The organism is Lonsdalea britannica, assembly GCF_003515985.1.
GTDB lineage: Bacteria > Pseudomonadota > Gammaproteobacteria > Enterobacterales > Enterobacteriaceae > Lonsdalea > Lonsdalea britannica.
This window is the reverse complement of the sequence record NZ_CP023009.1, coordinates 3,623,091-3,646,787: the sequence shown is the minus strand read 5'-3', so window position 1 is coordinate 3,646,787 and position 23,697 is coordinate 3,623,091. Positions and strand designations below refer to the sequence as shown.

Sequence of the window (23,697 nt, the reverse complement as noted above, 5' to 3'; positions counted from 1 at the left end):
TCATCATCAGTGGGGTCATGCTTTCTGGCCGGGAGCGCCGGCAGAGTTAATCCTGACCTGTTGGGGAAAAAACGAAACCACCCAGGCGACGAACGTCGTCAGCAGCATGAACAGTCGCCGTAATCGGGGCGGTCCGTACTCGGCCAGACGTAAGTAACCTTTGAAACCCAGCACGGCGATGTCTGCAAGGCTGTGCAGGGGTTTATCCTGTGGAAAGCTGTCCTGCCACAGCGCCCAAGTGTCGGCGCGGGCGAACGTGCATTGAATGAAGTCGACCTGTTGCTCGGTCGTCAGGTTGTGCAACCGGATGCCGGCCGCCCGTCCTAATACGCGCTGGACGTAGCAGGGGAAGTAGAACTCCTGACGGTCACGTTGCAGTATCAGAAACACCTTCTCGTCCTTGCGCAACGCCAGCGCTTCCCGCAGTTCCACGCCGACGCCGCCGTCTGAATAATCGCGCAGCGTACAAGGCAACATATGGCCGTTTTCCCGCGCCAGCGCGGCGGGCATATCGATATCCACGCGGTGCGACTCACGCAGCTGTCGGGCTTCGACTGCGACGGACACCGCGCCGCCGAGGATTATCATGTTGTACAACACCCAGATCAGGCTGATGACCACGGTCAGCATTTCGTTCTGCGGGCCGTCGTACAGCCGCCAGAACGCCATGAACAGCCCTGCCAGATTCAGCAACACCAGCAGGACGTAAGGTCGGGTGATCACCCAATCGAGATGTTTTTGAGCGACCAAACCGCCTTTAGCCGTCACGTTGAACGTGCCCTTGTTGGGATTGAACAGCGCGACCGTGGTCGGACGGGCGATATACCAGGCCAGCACGGTTTCATACACCTCACTCCAGAACGAATGGCGATAGCGTCCCTGAATGCGGGAGTTGGTCAGGCTGGTGTGCAGCATATGCGGCAGCACGTAAATCGCGATGGCCAGCGCCGGAGCGAAAATGATGTAGGCGTGGCACAGCAGGAAGGCCAGCGGCGCTAACAGGAAAATCAGCCGCGGAATGCCGGAGAGAAAGTGCAGCATGGCATTGGCGTAGCACAGCCGCTGCATGAAGGTCAGCCCTTTCCCCATCAGCGGATTGTCCAGACGAAAAATCTGCACCATGCCCCGCGCCCAGCGTATGCGCTGGCCGATGTGCGCGGACAGGCTCTCCGTCGCCAGCCCGGCCGCCTGCGGGATACGAATATAGGCCGACGAGTAACCGAGCCGGTGCAGACGCAGCGAGGTGTGCGCATCTTCCGTGACGGTTTCGACGGCGATGCCGCCGATTTCATCCAGCGCGCAGCGGCGAATAATAGCGCAGGAGCCGCAGAAGAACGTGGCGTCCCAGACGTCGTTGCCGTCCTGCACCAGTCCGTAGAACAGGGTGCCTTCGTTCGGCGTACGACGGAAGCGGCCAAGGTTGCGCTCGAACGGGTCCGGCGAGAAGAAGTGGTGCGGCGTTTGCAGCATCGCCAGCTTCGAGTCTTTCAGGAACCAACCCATCGTCATCTGCAGGAAGGAGCGCGCCGGTACATGGTCGCAGTCGAAAATGGTGACGTATTCGCTGTTGCAGGCGGTGCGCAGAGCGTGGTTGATGTTGCCCGCTTTGGCGTGTTCGTGGGTGGAACGCGCGATATAGCGAACGCCGATGCTGTCGGCAAACTCGCGGAACTCCGGTCGGTCGCCGTCGTCGAGCACGTAGATGGTTAGCTTGTCCTGCGGCCAGTCGATGCCCAGCGCGGCGTAGAGCGTAGGTTTGACGACGCTGAGCGGTTCGTTATAAGTGGGGATCAGCAGGTCGACTGAGGGCCACGTTTCAGGCGCGTCGGGCAAGGACACCGGCTGGCGATTCAGCGGCCACAGCGTTTGAAAATAGCCCAGAACCAGCACGCCCCAGGCGTAAGTTTCCGCGGCGACCAGCAGCAGGCCGAAGACCAGACTGACCGGATCGTCCCAGTTGAGTGTTGAACTGTAGCGCCACCAGAGATAACGGCAGGAAACGGTCAGCGACAGCATAATCAGCATCACGGTCGGCAAACGGCCGGGCAGCCGACGCACCACCATCGCCATGCCCCACAGCAGCACGACGAAAACGAGCTGGGTGGCGATGTCGAACGGCTGTGAGATGCACAGCAACCCTAACAGCCCGACCAGGACGGCGCAGCCGATCAAGGTGAGTCGCCGCAGCCAGAGCGGCAGCCGACTCACCTGACGTTCGGCCCGCGTATGGAACTGATGCTGCCGGGCGCGCTCCGGCAGGCCGTCGAGCCACTGGTGAACACGCCGACGGCCGTCCAGCAGCCAACGGAACGAGGAACGTTGCGCATCGCCGGGGAAAAACAGCAGTAGCCAGGAGAGTTGCAGCAGGTAACGCAGTGCGTCCAGCGGCCGCGGCCGCTGAGAGGCGATATGCGGAAACAGCTGACGCCGTTTGGCGATAATGCGTTGCCAGGCGGGGGTTTCCAGACGACAAAAGATCCAGGCCAGCGCGATCCACAGACACTGCAAACACGCCGTTGGGCTGGATACGCCCAGACGTCGATAGCCGCGGTAGCGGCGCTGCAGCGCCTGATGAATCGGCGGACAGAGCAGCCAGCGAAATGGACTCATGCTGTTGGCTCCGTCACGTTCAGTTGCAGCCAGGCCGCCAGCGTTGCTATCTCCTCCGTCGCCAGACTGGACGGGCGGTATTCTCCCACGGGCTGCTTCATCATCAACGCTTCAGAAAAGGCTTCATCCTGATGGACGATGATCGGCAGCAATGCTTGCAGCGTACTGCTCCACAGCTGGTGGAGATCCCGCTGTACGGCGCTGTTGACGTTGAATCGGTTGAGGAGATACAGGTTGTTGGCGTCGATCGGTTCGCGATGCAAACGCAAATGACAGTTGGCGTCCGGCGCGATCACCCGAAGCGTCCGGTCGGCCGCGTGCAGCAAATTCTGCGCCAGCGGAAGCGGGTGCGCTGGCACATCCAACAGGATCCAGCGGTAGTCCTGACGCAGGGCGTTCAGGCGCTCGTCGATCCAGGGCTGGAGAATGTCCGAGGAGGCGGTGTGGTAGTGCATCTGTTCGGCGTCGTCCAGTCGACCGAAGGGGATGAAGTCGAGGCCGTTGAGATAGCGCATGACGCTTTCTCGCCAGTCACCGTCTTCGAGTGCTGCGCGCATCCAGCCGTCGTGATAGGACACGGGCGTGTTGAAATGGATCCCGAGCTGATTGGTGGGCGAAAAGTCCAGCGCCATGACCGATTCCCCGCTCTGGCTGAGAGCCCAGGCCAGTGCGGACGTGAGTGCGGTGGTTCCGGTGCCGCCGCGTATTCCCTGAAGCGCAATTATCGGCATGATGTGTCGTTCTCTTGCTGCTCGGAATTAAATTCATGCAGTAGAGACCAGCGAGCAATTACTCTGGCCAGACGATTTTCTCTGGCAATATCGACATACCGAATAGGTGCTAATGAAAAAACTTTATTCAATATGGCAATGTCATTTTGCGGCTGTACACAACCCGCATTTTTATAAACGGCGTTTTCTCTTTTCATCGTCCACTGATGGTTATCGTTTTATATGTGATTAAGAATAAAGCTTTTGGCTTTAATAGAATTATCGGATTAATCTGTATTGTGATCTAAAAGGTGGTCGGGAGCCATAATTAATGGGATAAAGATATGATGATTGTTGCGTATATTACAATTATTTTAAAATTGACGACAAATGATAACGTCGTTTTGATCTCTTTATTATAAAAAATAATCTATGAAATATTTCTCTACGTTAGGAATAGAACAGCTGCCGGATGAATTAATGCTGATGCAGCCGCCAGGTTGTTATTGGGTTACGGTTCAACGGCAGGAAGATGCTATTGCACTGGCACGACAGGTCATGAGTGCTCAGGCGGCGGTAACGCTTGTCAGCTCGGCTACCGCGCCGCGCGAGCTGCTGACTCCGCCGCTGACTTCAGGGCCGGATCGCATTCCGATGTATTCATTACCGCAAACCAGCAGAGCATTATTGAAGTTGGATAAAGACTTTTTACGTCTATTTTCTTCTTCATCAAGTCCTCAATTGGTTTTGTTTTATACCGAGGTTAGCGATTGGGACAAATTAACTTCTTCAGAATTGTCTGAGTGGTTAAAAAGAATAAATGCTACATTAAAAAACAAAAAGATTTCGATGGTAATTATTACCTATGGAAGAAAAATAATTTCATTGGGTGATCATCTGCACGGCCTATTTCGTTATTTAAATGGATTTTCGTGCCTCGAATATCAGAAAGATAATTGGAAATATAGAATCCATTGGTGGTATAACGCTACGCGATTACTGGCAGACAGACAGTTAGCATTAATTTTGGAGCACGATCGTTTTTCGTTGATGAAACAAGAAGAGCAAAACACGGCCTTAACATTAAATGACGAGCATATTTTTATTGCCGAACGCAGCGTATTGGAAGGGGCCCCTCCATTATCGAACCAGTGGCAATTACACGACGGCAACGATCGGGTTTATGCGCAGGCCGAAGAGGCGGATTCCGCTACTGTCATTTTCTGCCTCAGTCATAACGATCAGACCGGCGGACTGGCTCGCCATATCCACCGGCTGCGCAGTCAGCGCGGCACCGGGCTGAAAATCGTCGTGCGCGAGATGGAAGTGGGTCAACGCCAGAACGACGAGCGTCTGCTGCTGGCGTGCGGCGTGAACATTATCGTGCCGTTCGGCACCTCGTTGTCGCGCTTTCTGATCATGCTGGAGGGGTTGCAGGGGCAACGCTATCAGCGCTATGTGCCGAAAGATTTTACGGTGCTGAGGAAGCTGCAACAGCCACTGCGCCAGAAGGGATTCATGCCTCTGGAGACGTTCTGTCATACCGTGACGCTACTGATGAACGATCCGCTGTTGCCGGAAAACAGCAAAGGCGTGCTGGTGGCGTTGACGCCGGTGAGCCAGCTGAAGGCGGAGCAGGCATTGACGCTGTGCAAAACCCGTCGTAACGGCGATGTGTTCACGGTGATGGATAACCGACTGTATCTGTTCCTGTTCTCTTGCCATCTGCACGACCTGAAAACGGCGCTGACGTCCATCTTCCCGTTGCCGTACGACGAAATTTTCTCCGACCGTCAGGTCTGGTGCGAAGATCGGCCGATATTGTCGGAAATTCGTCTAATGAGCGCGTGGATGCCGCGCGCGCTGAAGGAAGTCACGGTCGCCGCCGTCGGCGCGGCCAAACCCGAGTCGATTCCCCCCACAGAGCGTCGGGTGCCGCAGCGCATCAGACTGGCGCAGGGCGAGGGCGCGGCCAAATGAATCTGATGGAAATCATGCATGCAGGCATTTTTTTCCTGCTGACCCTTTTAGTATTGAGAGCGTTTCTTCCTCGCTGGCTGTCCGCCCGTTGGCGGGGTTTTATGCATCGTCTGACGCCGTCGCGCGCGATGAAATATGAGGGAACCTGGCGGCGAAAATCTTCACAATCGGATGTGAAATAATCATGACAGAAGTAAAACAAGCGGCGCCCGATGCGGCGTCCTCTCTGAGCAGCTGGCGAGGTTTGGGCGGCTGGAATTTCTATTTCTTGCTGAAGTTCGCACTGCTATGGTTCGGCTATCTCAACTTTCACGCGCTGGATAACCTGGTCTTTCTTTGCTGGCTGGTGTTTCCGTTGCCCTCGCTGAGCCTGCACCGGCTGCGTCAGTGGATCTCGATCCCCATCGGGATCGCGCTGTTCTATCACGACACCTGGCTGCCGGGGATCCAAAGTATCCTCAGCCAAGGTACGCAGCTCACCGCGTTTTCAGGCGATTATCTGCTCGATCTGGCAGACCGATTCATCAATGGTCGGATGGTCGCTACCGGGTTCGTCCTCTGGGTCCTGTACCTGTTTGTCGCCCAGTGGGTGCGTATTACCGTACTGGTGACGGCCATGCTGTGCTGGATCAACATGATCAACATCGCTGGGCCGGCTTTCTCTCTACTGCCCACGAAGGCCGCCACGCCTCAGGTGGTCATCAATAACGGTGCGCCGCTGCCCGGTACGTCGAACGCGTCGCCGGATGGACTCGACGAGAGCGCGCCGCCGACCAGCGCCAATTTAACGGCCTTTTTGTCGCGTTTTTATGCGCAGGAAAAGCAGCGAGTCACGCATTTCCCTGACACTCTCCCAGCGGATTCGCAGCCGTTTGACGTGTTAATCATCAATATCTGTTCGCTGTCATGGTCCGATTTGGATACGGTGCAGCTCCGTCATCATCCGCTGTGGAAACGGTTCGACATTCTGCTCGGCAATTACAACTCGGCGACCGGGTACAGCGGTCCTGCGGGTATTCGCCTGTTGCGCGCCAGCTGCGGTCAGACGGCGCACAACGATATCTATAAGCCGACGGCGGATCACTGCTATCTGTTCGATAATCTCGAAAAACTGGGCTTCCGCCAGCAGCTGGTGCTGGATCATCCGGGTCTTTTCGGCAACTACCTGAAGTCGCTGCGCGAGCAAGGCCGCATCGCGGCGCCGCTGCTGTCTCAGGCGGGGATCGCACCGGCCTATACCTCGTTCGACGGCACGCCGGTATTTAACGACGCGCAGCTGATGCAACGCTGGCTGGATGAACGTCGGCAGAGCAATGACGCGCGCAGCGCGACCTTCTTCAACGTGATCCCGCTGCATGACGGGACGCGCGATTTGGGGACGACGCGCTCCGCTGCTTATCAGCCGCGGGCGCAGCAGATGTTCGATCAGCTCGAAGCCTTTATGCGCCAGCTCGATGAGTCGGGACGGCGGGTGATGGTGGTTGTCGTGCCGGAACATGGCGCGGCGCTGGCGGGCGACAAGATGCAGATGTCCGGTCTTCGGGATATTCCAAGCCCGAGTATCACGCACGTGCCGGTCGGTATTCTGTTCGCCGGTATGAAAGCGCCGCATCAGGAACAGCCGCTGCGCGTGGATACGCCGACGAGCATGCAGGCGCTGTCTGAGCTCATTTCCCGCGTGGTGGACGGTCAGGTGTTTAACGCCGCCAACGTTAACATGTCGGTACTGACCAACAATCTGCCGACGACGCCGGTGGTGTCGGAAAACGACGGGGCGGTGGTGATGCGTTATCAGGGGAAAACCTGGATACGGCTGAACGGCGGCGACTGGGTGAATTACCCCTGACGTTGACGCTCTGACGATGACGCCGTGGATCACTCACTCCACGGCGTCTTTTTTTTGCCTGACATAAAAAACGGCCCGCTTCGCCGTGAACATCATGACGAAACGGGCCGCGAGCTGACTTCTGAGCGCTACGCCTTCAGCGAGGCCATGTCGATGACGAAACGATACTTCACGTCGCTGTTGAGCAGCCGCTCATAGGCGTCGTTGATCTGCTGGATGTTGATCATCTCGACGTCGGAGACGATGCCGTGCTCACCGCAGAAATCGAGCATTTCCTGTGTTTCGGCAATGCCACCAATGCAGGAGCCCGCGACGGAGCGGCGGCCCAACACGATCGGCATCGTGTTCAGCGGCGGTTCTACCTGGCCGAGGAGGCCGACGAACACCAGCGTCCCGTCGAGCGCCAGGGTGGTCATATACGGATTGACGTCGTGTTCGTAGGGCACCGTATCGATAATCAGATCGAAGTGGTTGCTCACCGCTTTCATTTCATCTGGATTGGATGAAATGACGATGTGATGCGCGCCCAGACGGCGAGCGTCGGCCTCTTTGCTCTTGCTGCGAGTAAACAGGGTGACATCCGCGCCCATCGCATGCGCCAGCTTCAGCGCCATGTGGCCCAGACCGCCGAGTCCTATGACGGCGACTTTACTGCCTTGGGTCACGCCCCACTTGCGCAGCGGGGACCAGGTGGTGATGCCCGCGCACAGCAGCGGGGCGACGGCCTTCAGGTCGAGACTGTCTGGGATCCGCAGCACGAAGTCCTGTGACGCGAGGATTTTTTGCGAATAGCCGCCGTAGGTCGGCTGGTGATCGTGGCGATCGCGCCCGTTGTAGGTTTGAATATTGCCCTCTTCGCAGTACTGCTCCAGACCCTGCCGACAGGGGTGACACTCGCGACACGAGTCCACCATGCAGCCGATGCCCGCGAGATCGCCCGGTTTGAACTGGGTCACTTCGCTGCCGACCTCCGTGACGCGCCCGACCACTTCATGGCCGGGAATGAGCGGATAAAGGCTGATCCCCCAGTCGTTGCGAGCCTGATGCAGGTCGGAATGACAGACGCCGCAGTACAGCACGTCGATGACGACATCGTCAGGTCGTGGTTCGCGGCGGGTGAATTCAAGCGGCGCCAGAGGCGTCTGGGCCGACTTGGCGGCATAACCGAGCACTTTCATGTTCATTCTCCTGTTTCATTGGGTAACGACCGTGGTGCGCAACGACCGCCAAAACGGCTGGAAGTCGATGACGCGGACTTGCAGTGAGAAATAGCAATGTGCGGGTTGAAGGACGAGGCGGGCGATAACGCGGCGGAAGGGCGGCAACGCCGCCCCGGAAAATGACTACGCCGGTTTGCCCTGCCATCAAATCCGCGGTGGTCTCTGTGGTGCACTTAGCATTATAGGAAAACCGTCCCGGAACGTGAGGTTATGGATGCGGCGCGGCGCGATGTAACGCATCCAGCCAGCCGTGAACGGCATCGACCAGCGTATCTGCCGAACCTTGTGCGAAACCGGAACTGCGGGCTTCGTAGGTGAATCGGTCATAGCTGGCGTCGTCCGGTAGATATTTTGCCGCGCCGTCGACCATCGTCAGCACCAGCGTATGCGCAAACGGCGACTCGGCCTTGATGCGCTTGCCGATTTGCGCCGCCAGCTCCGGCTGTACGCCGACCAGCGCGATATCGCCAATCCTGATGAGCACCACCGGCAGTGCGACAGGTTGATCTGGCGTATAAGTATAAGTCGTCACCGGGCCTTGAGGCGAATTCTGAGGCGAGTGCGTTTGCGAGGTGACCATGACGCTTTTTCTTTCTATCGCCAACGTGGGGGCGTCGTCGGCTTTGATACGATCAGACACCTGCAACGCGGTGCTGCCTAACTCTGTGCCGAGGCGATCGAGCAGCGTGAAGCCCTCCTCATGTGTGTCGACGCGGGTGACGGTGCCATCCTGGTGGACCACATGGCGATTAGCCTGAAGACGGGGCGCCTGATCGCCTGCCGCGCCGACCAGAAACGCCGCCACCGGCTTGCCGCCGCGCTGAGCCGCATGCTGTTCCACATAACGCGTCGCGACGCCCGCCAGATCCGCGGTGATCAGCTTACCGCCCGCTTTGAGCGTGGAACCGTCCATCACCGAAGATTGCACGGCGTAATTCATCATGACCGCCAGCGGTGCCCCTCGCGCGGTATCGATGCGCAAGACGGACAACGTGGGATCACGGTCCCCCTGATCGTTGGCGCCAAGCCACCAGCCGAACGGCGTTGGCACGTCGCGATTAACGTTCACCCGACTGACGCCTTCCCCGTAACCCACGCGGGCCGAGGTCATCGACGTCATCGCCGACTGTGCCGCCGTGCGGACCGCATCGACCAGCGCCTGCTGCACCCGCGTGGTTTGAGCCTGAACTTCCGGCGCGGTGTGTTCATGCGGCAGCACATGCGGCGCGGAGAATCCGTGACTGGCGCTGACGATAGCCTTTTCCGGGGAGACTTGCGCCACCTGCTGAAGGGCCGCCTTCATGTGGTTGATCGACTCGTCGGACAGCGAGGTCTGATCCACGACGACAATCCCCAGCCGGGTCGCGCCGTCATCAAGCAAAATCACGCGCGCGGCCAGCGGGTCGTGCTGCCCGACGAAGCCGTCGATAGGGTAAAGGCTGGTGGGGATATCGATATCCGCCCGGCCCGCGCCCGCCATCAACGGCGCGGCCTGAGCCAGCCCGCAAAGCATCATGATTCCTATTGCCAGGGAGTGGCGTAGAAAGGTTTTTTTCATCATTGGTCCATCGTATAGCCGCGCGCGGCGGCGCTCTCTCGGTACGTGGATAGTGTTGCCGCCTGCGACACCGACCGACCCGCCGGGCGGGGCGGCGAACGACACCCCATCAGTGGGGTGATTGTGCGGCAAACGGCCTTAACACGGTGTCAGGCGATATTCAGGATAACGTGAGCACCTGTAACCGGGCTGTTGCCTCAGTGACGTCACACGCCATGTTCTTATAAGTCCGACCGCAGTCGGACGCTAGCGTTCCGTCACTGACCCTGAATTTTCACGCGTTTTAGGTGCGAAACCGCAGCGCGAGGTTAAATCCGGCCTCTGTCGGCACCTGAATACCGTTTTCGTTCTCGACAAACGGCAGATTCCCGGCCAGCAGGCTTTGGCGCGTCTGGTCGAGCGAGCGGGTCTTGAAGCTGAGCGCCGCCATCCGCGGTTGGCCATCATAATCGCTCGGTAGCGCGCCAAATTCGGCGCGGGCCGAGTCGGCACTGACGAAACGCACCCGCGTTTGTCCTGCCTGCAGGCTTAATTCGTCGTTCTCGCCGGAGGTGAATACCGCGCCGTCAAACAGTCGGCGATAGACCGCGGCGGCGTCTTCCGAGCGCTCGGCGGCGATCACGAACTCAGCGATCTCGACGACGCCGTTGCGATGTTTGCGCCACGCTGGCTGCCATACGGCTTCCGGGGTCAAGTGCTGGCAGAAAAAGCTGACGCCGTTCGCAATGGCGTCGGCGCGCAGTCGGGCGATGCGGAAGCGCGCCGCTATCGGACTGCCGTCCGGCAGCGTGACCGGTCGGGAAAAAGATGCAGGCGAGTCCCCGTCGAGCTGCTGCTGTTGCAGGTGCTGATAGACGGCGTCCGCATCAGAAGTCTTCCACACCAGCCCACTGAGGCCGAGTGGGGACTGGCAAAAGTCTTTGCCGGTTTCAGGCTCGTAGCCCAGCAGTTCCAGATAGGTCTCGCCGAAGATGGCCAGATGGTTGCTGGAGCCCATCGTGTGATGGCCGCGCTCGCTGAGTTGAAAGCCGAGACGACGAAACAGCGTGCTGGCTTCATCCAACTGGTCGGCGACGTTGATGATCACATGGTCGACCACGGGGGTAATTCAGGCATACACCATTCTCCCTGTGTTAAAAAGTGGATCGCGGGGCGTGCCCGCCGACCCCATTGTAACAGCGTTGCGGCGCGTTATGGGGGAAGCATCACGTCGCCATCGGACGAAAACGCCTCTCGTAACCAGGCAAGGCAAGACCGGTCTGCCTGCGTGCCAAATAGGGATGGCCGTGGTGAGTCGGGAGCGCCGAGCCAGCGAGGGGACTCTTTCCTCATCGTGGCGGCGGCGACTTCGCGCAGAAGCTAACCTCCTGTTCCCTGACATTTTTCCTATGCTACGCTGAAGTCTCTTGCACCGCTGAAATCATAAGGAAGCCGTATGACGGGAATCTCTCAATTGTTTGAAGCCGTAGGGTTGGGGCTGGTGCTGTTATTGCCGCTGGTCAACCCGTTGACGTCGGTGGCGCTGCTGTTAAGCCTGTCGGGGAACATGACCCGCAAGGACATCAGTCAGCAGTCGACGATGGCGGCGTTTTACGTCTTTTTGATCATGATGGTGGCGTTTTACGCAGGCCAGCTGGTCATGAATACCTTTGGCATCTCGATTCCGGGGTTGCGCATCGCCGGCGGGCTGATTGTCGCCTTTATCGGTTTCCGCATGCTGTTTCCTCAGAAGTCGCATATCGAGACGGCGTCGGCAGATCAAAAAGTGCCGGACGTCACCAAAAAGGATTCGGAAAATATCGCGTTTGTGCCGCTGGCCATGCCGGGAAGCGCCGGGCCGGGGACGATTGCGATGATCATCAGCTCGGTGTCGACATTGAAAGCCAATTCGCTCGGGTTCGAGCAGTGGGTGCTGATGGTGAGCCCGGTGATGACGTTTATTGCGGTGGCCCTCATCCTGCTGGTGTGTCTGAAAAGCGCGGGTTTCATCATGCGTTTGATTGGTAAAAGCGGTATTGACGCCGTTTCGCGACTGATGGGCTTTCTGTTGGTCTGCATGGGCGTGCAGTTCATTATCAACGGGGTGATGGAGCTGATTGTTTCCTATTGAATCCGCTGCCTGACGCCAGTGAACGGAACGCGCGTCGGCCTGTTTTCCGTGTGACAGGCATTGCGCGGTGGTCACCGTTTTTTCGCCGATGGGGCTTGGTCGTTGTCACGGGAAGTTGGGCGTCCAAACGACGCCTGGACGAAACGAGAACGTGGATGAGGGCCGTCGAAGTCTCTAACGGCGAAGGGGTTCCCCCGACAATGCCCTCAACGCTGTCTTCTTGTCGTCCTCCGTTCCCTCTTGTTGATGCTCCTTGCGACTTGTCCCCTCGGCCGACGCGCTTAGTTCCACGCGTGGCGGGGAGGGTTGACCCGATTGAGATAATAGTTGCCGACGTGAAAATACTTCCAGCGTACCGGGTCATGCAGGGTATGCGTCCGGGCATTGCGCCAGTGGCGGTCAAGATTGTATTCGGCCAACGTGGCGCGGGTTCCGGCCAGCTCGAACAGCTTGTTGCCGGCTAGCAGAGCGATCTCGGTGGACAGCACCTTGGACTCGGCGGTGGCGACCGCGGCGGCGGCCACCGTCTCTTCACTCGGCGCGGCGACGGCCACGTCAATCAGACGTCCGGCGCGCTCCAGCAGCGCTTCGGCGGCGTGCAGGCGGATAGCGAGATCGCCGACGGCGGCGATGGTGAAAACATCTTCTGCGGCAGTCTGTTTATCGCTGTCGATCCAGGGGCGTGATTTTTCCCGTACGAATGTCAGCGTGTCGGCGATCGTGCCACGGGCGATGCCGACATCCACGGCAGACTGAATGATCTGCGAAATCGGCCCGGACGGGGTGGGGCGATCGAAGGCCCGCCAGGCGGGAATGACGCGTTCAAGGGGCGCCCGCGCATGGTCGAGGATGACGGTGCCGGAGGCGGTAGTGCGTTGGCCGAAGCTCGACCAGTTGTTGATCACCGTCAGCCCCGGCGTGTCGCGATCGAATACGACCAGATGCGGCCGTCCCTCCTCGTCGATGGCGACCGTATGAACGACGTGCGCCAGCAGCGCGCCGGTGGCATAGAACTTCTCTCCGGTCACGATGACCTCATTGCCTTCGCGACGGAGCGTGGTTTTGAAGTCTGCCACGGTAGCGCCGCCTTTTTCCGAGAAGGCGTTGCCCCAGCGGATGCCCCGCAGAATATCGGCCAGCAGCGTTTTTTTCTGACGTTCAGTGCCGTCGGTCAGTAGATGCGCGACCCCCGCCAGATGGTTCTGCGGGATTTGACCGAGGGCTGAGTCCGCCGCGGAGATAATCGCGATGACCTGCGCCACCGTAGCGTAGGAGACGCCAGCCCCGCCGTAGGCGCGCGGTATGCTGATGCCCCAAAGACCGCTCTGCGAAAACGCTTCCAGCTCGGCAATCGGCAAGATGCCTTCGCGGTCACGGCGGGCGGCGCCCGTAGCAAACTGTGCGGCCAGCCGTTCGGCGACGGCGATGGCCTCCTCGTCGCTGGCGATGATGTGCGCAGGCGACGTCGGGCGGGGAAGCGGCGTAAAGGGGGCGGAAGCATTGACCCGGACTTCCGGTTGAGCAGCGGTCACGTCGATGGTGGACATAAGCATTTCTCCTCGCAGGCGAAGGCGCAACGGCGCCGAGGCCCTCATCCTAGCAATCGCAGCATCGGGTCTTATAGATGAATTTCGGATAACCTTATTTGTCAGGTATATGTTTTTTATAGATAAAAATGAGATTAGCTTATATCGCAGCCGACGCCTTTCAGGAAAATGGTCAGCGCTTTAACGACATGCGCGGTGCGTTCATCAAGCTCCTCGTGGTCGGGTCGCACAGGGAGCAGCGCGCCGAAGACGAGGTTCATCAGCATCCCGGCATAGACCCTTGCTTCCTCTTCATCCTGCAGCGGCAGCTTGCCACGTCGGGCCTGCGTTAGCAGCCAATCCATCAGCGCCTCGCGGGGGTGAAATCGTCCGCTGGCGTAAAGAGGGCCGGCTGTCTCGGGCGCTTCCACCGCAGCCTTCATGAAGACGCGAATGAAGGCCAGACGACGCTGTCCTGCCGCGTCGTCCCTATCGAGACGAAAAATTTTTATCAGCGACGCCAGCATGGGCAGATCCTCAGCCTCCGGTCGCGGAAGATCCAGAAACAGCCGCTGATTTTTCTCGACGACCGAATAATAAATCTCGTTTTTGTTGTGGAAAATCGCATACAGGTCGCGTTTCGACACCGTGGCTGCGGCGGCGATCATGCTGGTAGTCGTTCCCGTGAAGCCATGCTGGCGGAACAGGCTGTCTGCGGCGTCGATAATGTGGGAGCGCCGTTGTGACGGGGTGTCCGCCACGCCATCAGGCGAGGTCGGCTGCCGCTTTTTCATCGTAAGGCATCCTCTTTTCATGGCGTTGACAGGGCACTGCCATGAATCAATACTGGGTACTCAAGAGTACCATGGAAACGGCGTTGTCTGCTGTCGCCCTGCTCAGGCAGGAGTGCGGATTATCGGCTGCGGTGACGTGAGCGATCGCAGCCGCAGTCAACTATACCGCCTGGTGGGGACCGGCCCGGCGCTTTCGGCTATGCCAACTTGTTGAAAGGAAACAACTATGTCTAATCGTTTGGCTCTTCCCGTGTTACACCTAACCTCCCTCGCGCTGGGCGCGATACTGTGCGTTGGCAGTCTGCTGGCGCCGGCCTGTGCGGCGGAGCACGGCCTGCTGCGCGTCGGGGCCGCTAAAGTGGATATCACGCCGGGCACCCTGAAAGAGATGAACCCGATGGGCGGGGATTTCGTCGGGGTGCACGATCCGATTTATCTGCGCACGCTGCTCATCGATAGCGGCGGCAGCAAAGTGGCATTGGTTTCGGTGGACAGCATGGAAGTCGGCGACACGACGACGGTGCGTCAACGGATTGAAAAAGAGCTGCAGATACCGTTCGCCAACATCCTGATCTTCGCCACGCACGACCACAGCGCACCGCGGGTCGGTGATGTCTCTCCGGGCGCACTGGCCCATGAGGGAACGACGACGTCTTTGGCCTGGAGCGAAGGCCTCTACACCACGATGATCGAAGCGCTTCGTCAGTCTGAACAGCAGGCCAAACCCGCACGTTTCGGCGTCGGGAAAGGGACGGTGAACGTCAATGTGAATCGCGACGAATATACCGCCGATGGCTGGATTATGGGCGTGAATCCCACCGGGCCGTCCGACAAAGGCCTGTGGGTGATGAAGTTCGACACGCTGGACGGCCAACCCATCGCGCTGCTGACGAACTACGCGGTTCACTCGGTGACGACGCTCGGCATCAAACAGATCAGCGGCGATCTGGCCGGCGTCGCCGCACACTATGTGGAGAAAACGCTCGGGGGGAATGCGGTGTCGTTATGGTCGGTAGGAACCATTGCCGATCAGAACCCGCGGATTTTCCGCGCTGGTTTGTCGGATACCGATGAGAACGACGCCGCGTTTGCCTGGAATGCGGCGACGACGCAGGGTCAGACGGTGGGCGAGGCCATTGTGGACGTAGCCCGCAACATCAAGCCCATTGACATGACCCGTCGGGTCAACATTCGGGCAGAGGAAAAAGTGGTGAGCTGCCCGACGCAGCAGGGGACCGAGACGATGGAGAACATGAACCAAACCCAGGTTGCAAACGTGAATCTTCGCCTGGGTCTGGTCATGTTGAACGATACGGCGCTGGCGGGGGTGTCGGGCGAAGTGATGACCCGTATCGGCTATCGACTGGCGCAAAGCTCGCCACTGCGCAAAACGATCCTCACTTCTATCGTCAACGATCGCATTGGCTATATTCCGGACGATGCCTCATACCCCGACTCGATCTTCGAAGTGAAAGCGAGTCCGCTAAAGGCGGGCTGTGCGGAAGAGGCCATCGTGAATAACTTCACCACGATGATAGGCAATGCGTTACAAAGGCAGAAATAAGCGTGGAGCGAGTGGCGCAGACGGCAGGTTTGCGCCCTGTTGTCTCCCAGTCGGCTGCGGAGGGGACTCGGTATGCCCGGCGCGGACACGATATCCGACGAGGTAATCAGCGCGCTATGGTTTTTTGCCTGTTGTGCGGTGCTTCTGGTCGGTTTTCGTCTTTCTGCGTAGTCTTGTCTAAAGTTGACGTATGGGCGATACGGTGTCGTCGTCGACTCGCCATCCACACATAAGGAACACCTGCCTCGTGAAAAAAATAGGATTTTTGTCGTTTGGCCACTGGACGCCTTCGTCGCAGTCGGCGACGCGTTCGGCGGCGGATACGCTGCTGCAGTCCATCGATTTGGCCGTCGCCGCGGAAGAACTGGGGGCGGACGGCGCCTATTTTCGGGTGCACCATTTCGCACGTCAGCTCAGTTCGCCTTTCCCGCTGCTGGCGGCCGTGGGGGCGAAAACCCGTCGCATTGAGATCGGCACCGGCGTCATCGATATGCGTTACGAAAACCCGCTGTATATGGCGGAAGACGCCAGCGCGGCGGATTTGATTTCCGGCGGGCGTCTTCAGCTCGGCATTAGTCGTGGGTCGCCTGAGCAGGTGATCGACGGCTGGAGCTATTTCGGTTACCAGCCTGCCGAGGGCGAAACCGACGCGGACATGGCGCGTCGCCATACTGAGGTGCTGCTCGATGCGCTGCGCGGGGAAGGCTTTGCCGAGCCGCATCCGCAGCCGATGTTTCCCAATCCGCCGGGGCTGCTGCGCCTTGAGCCTTTTTCGGAAGGATTGCGCGAGCGTATCTGGTGGGGCGCAGGCTCGAACGCCACGGCGATGTGGGCGGCCAAGCTTGGTCTGAATCTGCAAAGCTCCACGCTGAAAGACGATGAAACCGGCGAGCCGTTCCACATTCAGCAGGCCAAACAGATCCGGGCGTATCGTGAAGCCTGGAAAGCGGCGGGGCACACGCGCGAGCCTCGGGTATCAGTCAGCCGCAGCATCTTCGCGCTGGTGGACGATCGGGATCGCGCCTACTTCGGCGGCGGGGGACAGGAAGCCGATCAGGTTGGTTTTCTGGATGATAAAACGCGAGCGATTTTCGGCCGCAGCTATGCCGCCGAGCCGGAGCAGCTCATCAAACAGCTTGCTCAGGACGAGGCGATTGCCGAGGCGGATACGCTGCTGTTGACCGTGCCCAATCAGCTGGGCGTGGACTACAATGCGCATGTGATTGAATCGATACTGACGCAGGTCGCGCCCGGCTTAGGCTGGCGTTAACCTTGCCGTCGAGGGGACGAACCGGCGCGGGTTATCCGCCGGTTCGTCCCGCTTTCTCAGCCGTGCAGAAAACGCATTCGTTTTTGTCTGCAAACAGGCGTTTTCACCTGCCGTTTTGCGCTTTCCCCACCTCCGTCATCGGGCCACACAGCGCTAAGTGTAAAAAATTCGTAATGACTTCAGGGGATTGCAACAATGACGACCGAAAACGGTCTATGGTAAATAGCGTGTCGACGGCGGTGATATTTTCGCCCGCCTGAACGGTAAGCGAGGGTGGCGCATGATGCCGACGCGGTACGCGACCGACGAGATTAAACGACCTAGTAATGAAAGGATGAACCATGCCAACACGTCGTGATTTTCTGATGATGAGCCTGCTGTCTGGCGCCATGATAGCGATCAACACCTCCGCCTTCGCCAGGCAAGGCGTAAGCGGGGAGGTCAAGGGCGCCAGCGCTATTACGCAGGTCTTCGGCGATGGCATTCGGATGACCGCGGTGGCCGTAGAATATGACGAAGCCATCAGCGGCGCGTCCCTGAATAAGGCCGATTTCAGCGTAGAAGGCCGCACGGTCACCGGCGTCTTCGCCAGCACGTCGGCCAATCCTGCCGATCAGGCCGCCGAGGGCCATTTCGTCATCGTTACCCTATCGCCGGAGGATGCGAACGCGCCGCTGGCGCAAAAAATGGACGCCAAGCCCGGCGGTCAGCCGCCCTCGTCCGGTGGCCACGGCGGTCCTGGCAAAGCGGGGGACATCCCGGTGTATGACACGTCCTATGCGTCCCCTGTCGCCAAGGTGCATCAAACCGGCGATCTCAAGGCCGAGAGCGGTCGCCGCCTTGCCGCAACGCCGACTACACTGACGACGACGAAAGTCGAAAATCTTGTCGTCGACGACTTCGAATCGCTGACGTTTACCGATGCGAAAACCGGCAAAATGCTGCGCTACAACCTGTTTGTGCCAAAGCACTATGATCCGAAGCAGACCTATCCGCTGGTCTTATTTATGCACGATGCCGGGGCCACCAGCGACGTAACCCGTTCCACGCTCTATCAGGGATTAGGCGCTATTGCGTGGGCCAGCCCGTCCGATCAGGCTCAACGTCCGGCCTTCGTGCTGGCGCCGCAATACGCCGAAATTATCGCGGATGACGACTCGAAAACCTCCGATGCGCTGGACGCGACCATCCATCTCATTACGTCACTGACGGAACGCTACAGTATCGATCGCAACCGACTCTACGCGACTGGCCAGTCCGGCGGCTGCATGATGTCGATTGCGATGAATATCAAATATCCGACGTTCTTCGCCGCCTCGTTCCTGGTGGCGGGGCAATGGGATCCGGCGCTGGTTAAACCGCTCGCCAAACAAAAACTGTGGATTCTGGTGTCGCAGGATGACGACAAGGCTTTTCCGGGACAAAACGCGATCACTGAGGTCCTGAAAAAAGAGGGTGTGAAGGTGGCGACCGCCGTTTGGGAAGGGACGTGGTCGGCCGAGCAGTTCCGCAAGGCCAGCCAAGCTATCGAAGATCAGGACTGCCCAGTTAACTATGTCTCATTTGCCAAAGGTACGGTGATCCCCCCGAACCAGTCAGGAGCCGGGGCGAGCGGACATCGCAATACCTGGCGCATTGCCTACACGATTGAACCCATTCGCGAGTGGTTGTTCCGTCAACACCGCTAAGGTGTATTGCCGCTGATGCGATCGACGGCGGTTTCATTTGGCAGAGACGGATTTGCCGCCGCTTTGCGCTGTTAAACCGTTGATGTGTTCCCTCGTGCCGAAACGTAGCGATGCCTGAAGACGGGCATCGCTTCCCCCATACGGAATGCCTTCCAGCCTTTCCCTTAAAAGCCGGATACCCCTGTTGCACAGTGATTTCTCCCTGAATGATTGGCGTAATGAATAATTAACCGGGCAAAAGATCCACAAATCAACCATGCTTACTCGGCGGCCCGTTCGACGTTGCGCCTGTGCTGACTTCCTCTATATCGCGTCCATCGCGCTGCCGCTGCGCGGCGACCGTGTCCGCCCATTCCATTCACAGAAAGCGAGGTTCGATATGTCGGTATTGTTCACTCCATTCACACTGAAGGACATTACCCTGCGTAACCGCATTGCGGTGCCGCCGATGTGCCAGTACAGCGCCACAGAAGGACTCACCAACGACTGGCATCAGGTTCACTATGCGGGACTGGCGCGGGGCGGAGCCGGTCTGGTGATCGTCGAGGCGACGGCGGTGTCGCCTGAAGGTCGCATCACGCCGCACTGTCTGGGACTCTGGAATGACGCCCAGGCGGAAGGGCTGGCGCGCATTGCGGCGGCAATCAAGGCCGCGGGCGCCGTTCCCGGTATCCAGATCGCGCACGCCGGACGCAAGGCCAGCGCCAACCGGCCGTGGGACGGCGACGATCATTTACCGACTGACGATCCGCGCGCCTGGGAAACGTGGGGGCCATCGGCCATCGCTTTCGGCGGCGCGTTGCCGCGCGTGCCGAAAGCCATGACATTCGATGAGATTGACCGGGTCACAGGGAGTTTTGCCAGCGCCGCGCGGCGCGCTCGCGATGCCGGTTTCGAATGGCTGGAGTTACACTTCGCACACGGCTATCTGGCGCAGAGTTTTTTCTCCCCGCACAGCAATCATCGCGACGACCGCTACGGCGGCAATCTGGAGAATCGCTGTCGCTTCCTACTGGAAACGCTGGCGGCGGTGCGCGATGTCTGGCCTGAACATCTGCCGCTGACCGCGCGCTTCGGCGTGATCGAATTTGACGGAAATGACGAACGTACGCTGGCGGAGTCTATTGAAGGGGTCAGGCGGATGCGGGCAGCCGGACTGGATCTGCTAAACGTCAGCATCAACTTCGTTATTCCCGACACCCACATTCCGTGGGAGAAGCCCGCCCTGTTGGCGCCTATCGCCGAGAAAGTGAGCCGCGGCGCCGGGGTGCCGGTTGCGGTCGGCTGGGGTGTCGACGAGCCAGCGCTGGCGGAACGCGTCGTAGCGGAGAAACAGGTGGATTTGGTGATGATGGGCAGAGCGATGTTGGCCAATCCACACTATCCGTATGTGTTGGCGCAGGCGCTGAACGTCGACCGCCCAGAGGACGTGCTGCCTGCACCCTATGCGCATTGGCTTAAGACTTATCACGGCGCGGGCAAGCTGTCGTCATAGCGTTGGCGCCGCGTCTTACGTGACATCGGACCGCCATCGACTCGGCGTCCATAAACATTCGCATCGCTTCGGGGGACGACGAGACGCGGAGGGGCCGTGATCTCTGCCTCGAAAGACGAGCCATACGGCAGACGGACATACCTGCTGGTCCCATTCAAGGAAAGCAAGGTTTGGACCGCATTCCGCCGTTATGCGTCCTGTCGATTTCCGAAGCGATTACCACAAGCAGGGAGTGACTATGACATCGACTAATCACCGTATCGTGCTGCAACGTCGTCCTGACGGCGCGCCCGAACTCGACCTCTTTCGACTGGAATCCGCGCCGAACCCGCAGCCTGCCGACGGACAGGTGCTGCTGAAAAACGACTTCCTTTCGCTCGACCCTTATATGCGCGGACGTATGAGCGATACGCCATCCTATGCGCCGCCGGTGGCGCTGGAGTCGGTGATGGTCGGCGCTACCGTCAGCCGGGTGATCGCCTCACGCCATCCAGACTTTAACGAGGGCGATCTTGTGTTGGGGATGGGCGGCTGGCAGACCTATGCGCTGTTGGACGGCCGCGATATCAGCCTTATCGACGCGCGTATTCGGCATCCCTCCCTCGCTCTGAGCGTGCTGGGGATGCCTGGGTTTACCGCTTACCACGGGCTGCTGAAGATTGGCGAGCCGAAAGCGGGCGAAACCGTCGTCGTGGCGGCAGCGACGGGGGCCGTCGGTTCCGTCGTCGGGCAGATTGCCCGCCTAAAAGGCGCGCGAGCGGTCGGGGTGGCCGGTGGAGCAGCCAAGTGCCGCTATGCCGTCGAATCGCTTGGCTTTGATGCCTGTCTGGACCACCGCGCGGCCGATTTTAGTGACCAGTTGGCGGCAGCGACGCCCGACGGGATCGACGTCTATTACGAAAATGTCGGGGGCAAGGTATTTGACGCCGTCATGCCGCATCTTAACGTCGGCGCTCGCGTGCCGGTCTGTGGTTTGATCTCGCACTATAACGGCATTCATTCCACGACCGGGCCGGATCGGTTGCCTCAGACGATGATGGATGTGCTGACCCGACGCTGGCGAATCCAGGGGTTTATCATTTTGGATCACTATGCCGACGGTTGGGCGACTTTCCTGAATGACATGACGGGGTGGGTTAATGACGGGAAGGTGAAAATTCGCGAAGAGGTTGCCGATGGTTTGGAACAGGCGCCACAGGCCTTCCTGAATCTTCTGGCGGGTAAAAATTTCGGCAAGGTCGTGGTGCGTCTTAACGATCCGGCGTGAATCGTTGACGGCGCTTCGCGGGGTGATCAGGCGCGAGTGGGCAAGCAGCGACGGCGCTAAGCGGTCGGGTATCTTCCGGTTAAAACGCAGGAGCGCCGGGCGTGATTACCCTTCATAGCGGACTGAAAAGGTTGTGAAAATCCGCTCCGGGTCAAGACGAAAACGTCTATCATTTCTCTGGGTTGTCCGCGTGGCGCTATGTGGGCCTCCGTGCGCACTGTGACGAAGACGAGCGCGGGCCGGATGACGGGATCACGCCCGCATGACAGGAACAGATCAATGAGGATTGGGATGAAATACGTAATGGGGCTATGGCAACCGCTGGCCGCCTGCCTTTTTGTCGCCTTTGCGGCGTCGAATGCGTCGGCCGCCGAGCTGCCGGTCGTCCAGCCGGTGGTCTCTTGCGAGCAACTGGGGGCGATGGCGTTTTCCAATGCGGTCGGGGGAAAAGTGACCCTTCATTCGGCCACCCTGACGAAAACCGAGAAGGGGAACTTCTGCCAAATATCAGCGACCATTGCGCCGTCCATCGGCGTAGAGATAGCGCTTCCGGCTGAGCACTGGACACAGCGTTTTCTGCAGGTCGGCTGCGGCGGTCTGTGCGGCAATATTAATCTGCGCCTATCCAACGCCAACGGCTGCGTTCCCGCCGTGAACGGCGAGTTTGTAGTCGCCGCGACGGATATGGGACATCAGGGCAGCATGATGGATGCCTCCTGGGCGGAAGATCCTCAGAAACGCATCGACTTCGCCTACCGCGCCAACCATCTGACGGCGGTGTTGGCTAAAGCGTTGGTGGCCGCATATTACGGCCAGCCGCAGCGCTATGCCTACTTCATGGGGTGTTCCGACGGCGGGCGCGAAGCCCTGATGGAAGCGCAGCGTTACCCGGAAGATTTCAACGGCATTTCGGCGGGTGCGCCGGCCGCGTTTTTCCAGTTCCAGAACTCGTTCTTCCATGGCTGGAACAGCGTAGCGAATCAGCGTCCGGACGGCACCGCGATCCTGTTGCAGGATCGTCTGGCCATTCTGCATAAGGCGGTGCTGAAACACTGTCCGACGCTGTCCGGCGTTAACGATGGCCTGCTGCAAAATCCGTATGCCTGCTCGTTTTCGGCGAACTGGGTCAAGCGATGCGCTGAAAAGCAGACCGACAAATCGAACTGTCTGACGCAGGATGAGATTGAGGTCGCCCGAAAACTGTATACGGGAGCGGGCGACGTCTCAGGGAATCGCTTCGTGCTCGGCGGCCTGCCGATAGGTTCCGAACTGCGCTGGCCTGTTCCGGCTAAAGCGACGGAACGCGGCATATCGGAATCGATGGTGCTGCCAGCCCTACAGTCGGTGCTGCTGCCCGGCAAGCAGCCGATCAGCAAAATGAGTGATTTTCCGCTTAATCGCAGAAATTTCGATGCGGTAGCGCAGCTCGCGCCGTTGTATAACGCGGCCAATACCAACCTGCGTCCCTTTATGCAGCACGGCGGAAAACTGATTATGTGGCATGGTCTGGCGGACGATTCGGTGAGCCCGGCATTCTCGCTGGCCTACTACCGGGGCGTAAATACCACGTTGGGCAAAGCCTCTGTCGATACGTTTATGCGCCTGTTCCTGCTACCCGGTGTCGGCCATTGCGGTAACGGAGAAGGCTATGACCAGATGGACCTGCTGACGCCGCTGATGGCCTGGACGGAGCGGGGCGAAGCGCCGAAGTGGATCGTGACCGGTAAAGCCGCGCAGGCGAAAAGCCCGATGCCGCCTGCGGCCGCATCGGCGAAAGGGGAGTCGGCGGCGGAAGTGCGGTTCCACGGCGTACAGCAGAAAAGCTCGCCGATCGCGTCGCCGGCCGTTGAGCTTAAGGCGACCCGTCCGGTTTATCCTTATCCTTACATCGCGCGTTACACCGGTCAGGGCGATCCTAACGACGCCAGTCACTACCGGCCGGTCATGTCGGAAGCCTTTTTCCGCGTGGCATTTGGTAATCCGGCTCGGTCATATATCGGCCCCGATAACCAGAAAAACTATGAGGCGAAAGACGGTAAGCTGGTCGTCAAATAAGCCC

At 59.2% G+C, this 23,697-nt stretch carries 17 protein-coding genes; 9 read left to right on the top strand and 8 right to left on the bottom strand.

Annotated features, from left to right (window positions below; translation table 11 throughout):
* Positions 1 to 15: 15 nt before the first annotated feature.
* The 3 genes from bcsA to bcsR are packed head-to-tail and all read right to left on the bottom strand — an operon-like array spanning position 16 to position 3,538.
* A complete protein-coding gene (gene bcsA / locus CKQ53_RS16715) occupies positions 16 to 2,610 on the bottom strand; it encodes a UDP-forming cellulose synthase catalytic subunit (protein WP_094117428.1) in 2,595 nt (864 codons plus the stop codon).
* Positions 2,607 to 3,341, bottom strand: coding sequence for a cellulose biosynthesis protein BcsQ (bcsQ, locus tag CKQ53_RS16710; protein WP_085650962.1), 735 nt, complete (start codon positions 3,339 to 3,341; stop codon positions 2,607 to 2,609). The genes bcsA and bcsQ overlap by 4 nt, the downstream gene beginning before the upstream one ends.
* On the bottom strand, positions 3,332 to 3,538 hold the full coding sequence (bcsR, locus tag CKQ53_RS16705; protein ID WP_085650961.1) for a cellulose biosynthesis protein BcsR: 207 nt from the start codon (positions 3,536 to 3,538) through the stop codon (positions 3,332 to 3,334). The genes bcsQ and bcsR overlap by 10 nt, the downstream gene beginning before the upstream one ends.
* A 214-nt stretch (positions 3,539 to 3,752) precedes the next feature.
* On the opposite strand from bcsR, the gene bcsE reads away from it, so the two are divergent.
* Positions 3,753 to 5,300, top strand: a complete 1,548-nt coding sequence (gene bcsE, locus CKQ53_RS16700; protein ID WP_085650960.1) for a cellulose biosynthesis protein BcsE — start codon at positions 3,753 to 3,755, stop codon at positions 5,298 to 5,300.
* 184 nt (positions 5,301 to 5,484) lie between these two features.
* Positions 5,485 to 7,146, top strand: coding sequence for a cellulose biosynthesis protein BcsG (bcsG, locus tag CKQ53_RS16690; RefSeq protein ID WP_118895206.1), 1,662 nt, complete (start codon positions 5,485 to 5,487; stop codon positions 7,144 to 7,146).
* 128 nt (positions 7,147 to 7,274) lie between these two features.
* Here bcsG and CKQ53_RS16685 read toward each other — a convergent pair whose 3' ends face one another.
* The 3 genes from CKQ53_RS16685 to CKQ53_RS16675 form a co-directional block, all read right to left on the bottom strand.
* Positions 7,275 to 8,324, bottom strand: a complete 1,050-nt coding sequence (locus CKQ53_RS16685) for an NAD(P)-dependent alcohol dehydrogenase (RefSeq protein ID WP_162896377.1) — start codon at positions 8,322 to 8,324, stop codon at positions 7,275 to 7,277.
* 250 nt (positions 8,325 to 8,574) lie between these two features.
* Positions 8,575 to 9,927 (bottom strand): neutral/alkaline non-lysosomal ceramidase N-terminal domain-containing protein, encoded by a 1,353-nt coding sequence (locus CKQ53_RS16680; protein ID WP_118895204.1) that lies wholly within the window; start codon positions 9,925 to 9,927, stop codon positions 8,575 to 8,577.
* Positions 9,928 to 10,207: 280 nt separating this feature from the next.
* Positions 10,208 to 11,032, bottom strand: coding sequence for a VOC family protein (locus CKQ53_RS16675; RefSeq protein ID WP_118895202.1), 825 nt, complete (start codon positions 11,030 to 11,032; stop codon positions 10,208 to 10,210).
* A gap of 327 nt (positions 11,033 to 11,359) precedes the next feature.
* On the opposite strand from CKQ53_RS16675, the gene CKQ53_RS16670 reads away from it, so the two are divergent.
* Positions 11,360 to 12,034, top strand: a complete 675-nt coding sequence (locus CKQ53_RS16670) for a MarC family NAAT transporter (RefSeq protein WP_085650955.1) — start codon at positions 11,360 to 11,362, stop codon at positions 12,032 to 12,034.
* Positions 12,035 to 12,315: 281 nt separating this feature from the next.
* Here the strand turns inward: CKQ53_RS16670 and CKQ53_RS16665 are convergent, their stop codons facing one another.
* Positions 12,316 to 13,581, bottom strand: a complete 1,266-nt coding sequence (locus CKQ53_RS16665) for an SfnB family sulfur acquisition oxidoreductase (protein ID WP_085650954.1) — start codon at positions 13,579 to 13,581, stop codon at positions 12,316 to 12,318.
* Between the two features lie 134 nt (positions 13,582 to 13,715).
* Positions 13,716 to 14,354: a TetR/AcrR family transcriptional regulator gene (locus CKQ53_RS16660; protein WP_162896376.1), complete on the bottom strand. Its 639-nt coding sequence runs from the start codon at positions 14,352 to 14,354 to the stop codon at positions 13,716 to 13,718.
* 226 nt (positions 14,355 to 14,580) lie between these two features.
* On the opposite strand from CKQ53_RS16660, the gene CKQ53_RS16655 reads away from it, so the two are divergent.
* The 6 genes from CKQ53_RS16655 (at position 14,581) to CKQ53_RS16630 (ending at position 23,693) form a co-directional block, all read left to right on the top strand.
* A complete protein-coding gene (locus CKQ53_RS16655) occupies positions 14,581 to 15,918 on the top strand; it encodes a neutral/alkaline non-lysosomal ceramidase N-terminal domain-containing protein (protein ID WP_094117433.1) in 1,338 nt (445 codons plus the stop codon).
* A 247-nt stretch (positions 15,919 to 16,165) separates the two neighbouring features.
* Entirely contained in the window at positions 16,166 to 17,188 is a 1,023-nt protein-coding gene (locus CKQ53_RS16650) for an LLM class flavin-dependent oxidoreductase (protein WP_085650951.1), read from the top strand.
* Positions 17,189 to 17,529: 341 nt separating this feature from the next.
* Complete coding sequence (locus tag CKQ53_RS16645) at positions 17,530 to 18,876, top strand: carboxylesterase family protein (protein WP_085650950.1); 1,347 nt, start codon at positions 17,530 to 17,532, stop codon at positions 18,874 to 18,876.
* 379 nt (positions 18,877 to 19,255) lie between these two features.
* The gene (locus tag CKQ53_RS16640; RefSeq protein WP_085650995.1) at positions 19,256 to 20,371 is read left to right on the top strand and encodes an NADH:flavin oxidoreductase/NADH oxidase; all 1,116 of its coding nucleotides are present in this window, start codon (positions 19,256 to 19,258) and stop codon (positions 20,369 to 20,371) included.
* Between the two features lie 238 nt (positions 20,372 to 20,609).
* On the top strand, positions 20,610 to 21,638 hold the full coding sequence (locus tag CKQ53_RS16635) for an NADP-dependent oxidoreductase (RefSeq protein ID WP_118895198.1): 1,029 nt from the start codon (positions 20,610 to 20,612) through the stop codon (positions 21,636 to 21,638).
* Between the two features lie 291 nt (positions 21,639 to 21,929).
* Positions 21,930 to 23,693, top strand: a complete 1,764-nt coding sequence (locus CKQ53_RS16630) for a tannase/feruloyl esterase family alpha/beta hydrolase (RefSeq protein WP_094117434.1) — start codon at positions 21,930 to 21,932, stop codon at positions 23,691 to 23,693.
* Positions 23,694 to 23,697 lie beyond the last annotated feature (4 nt).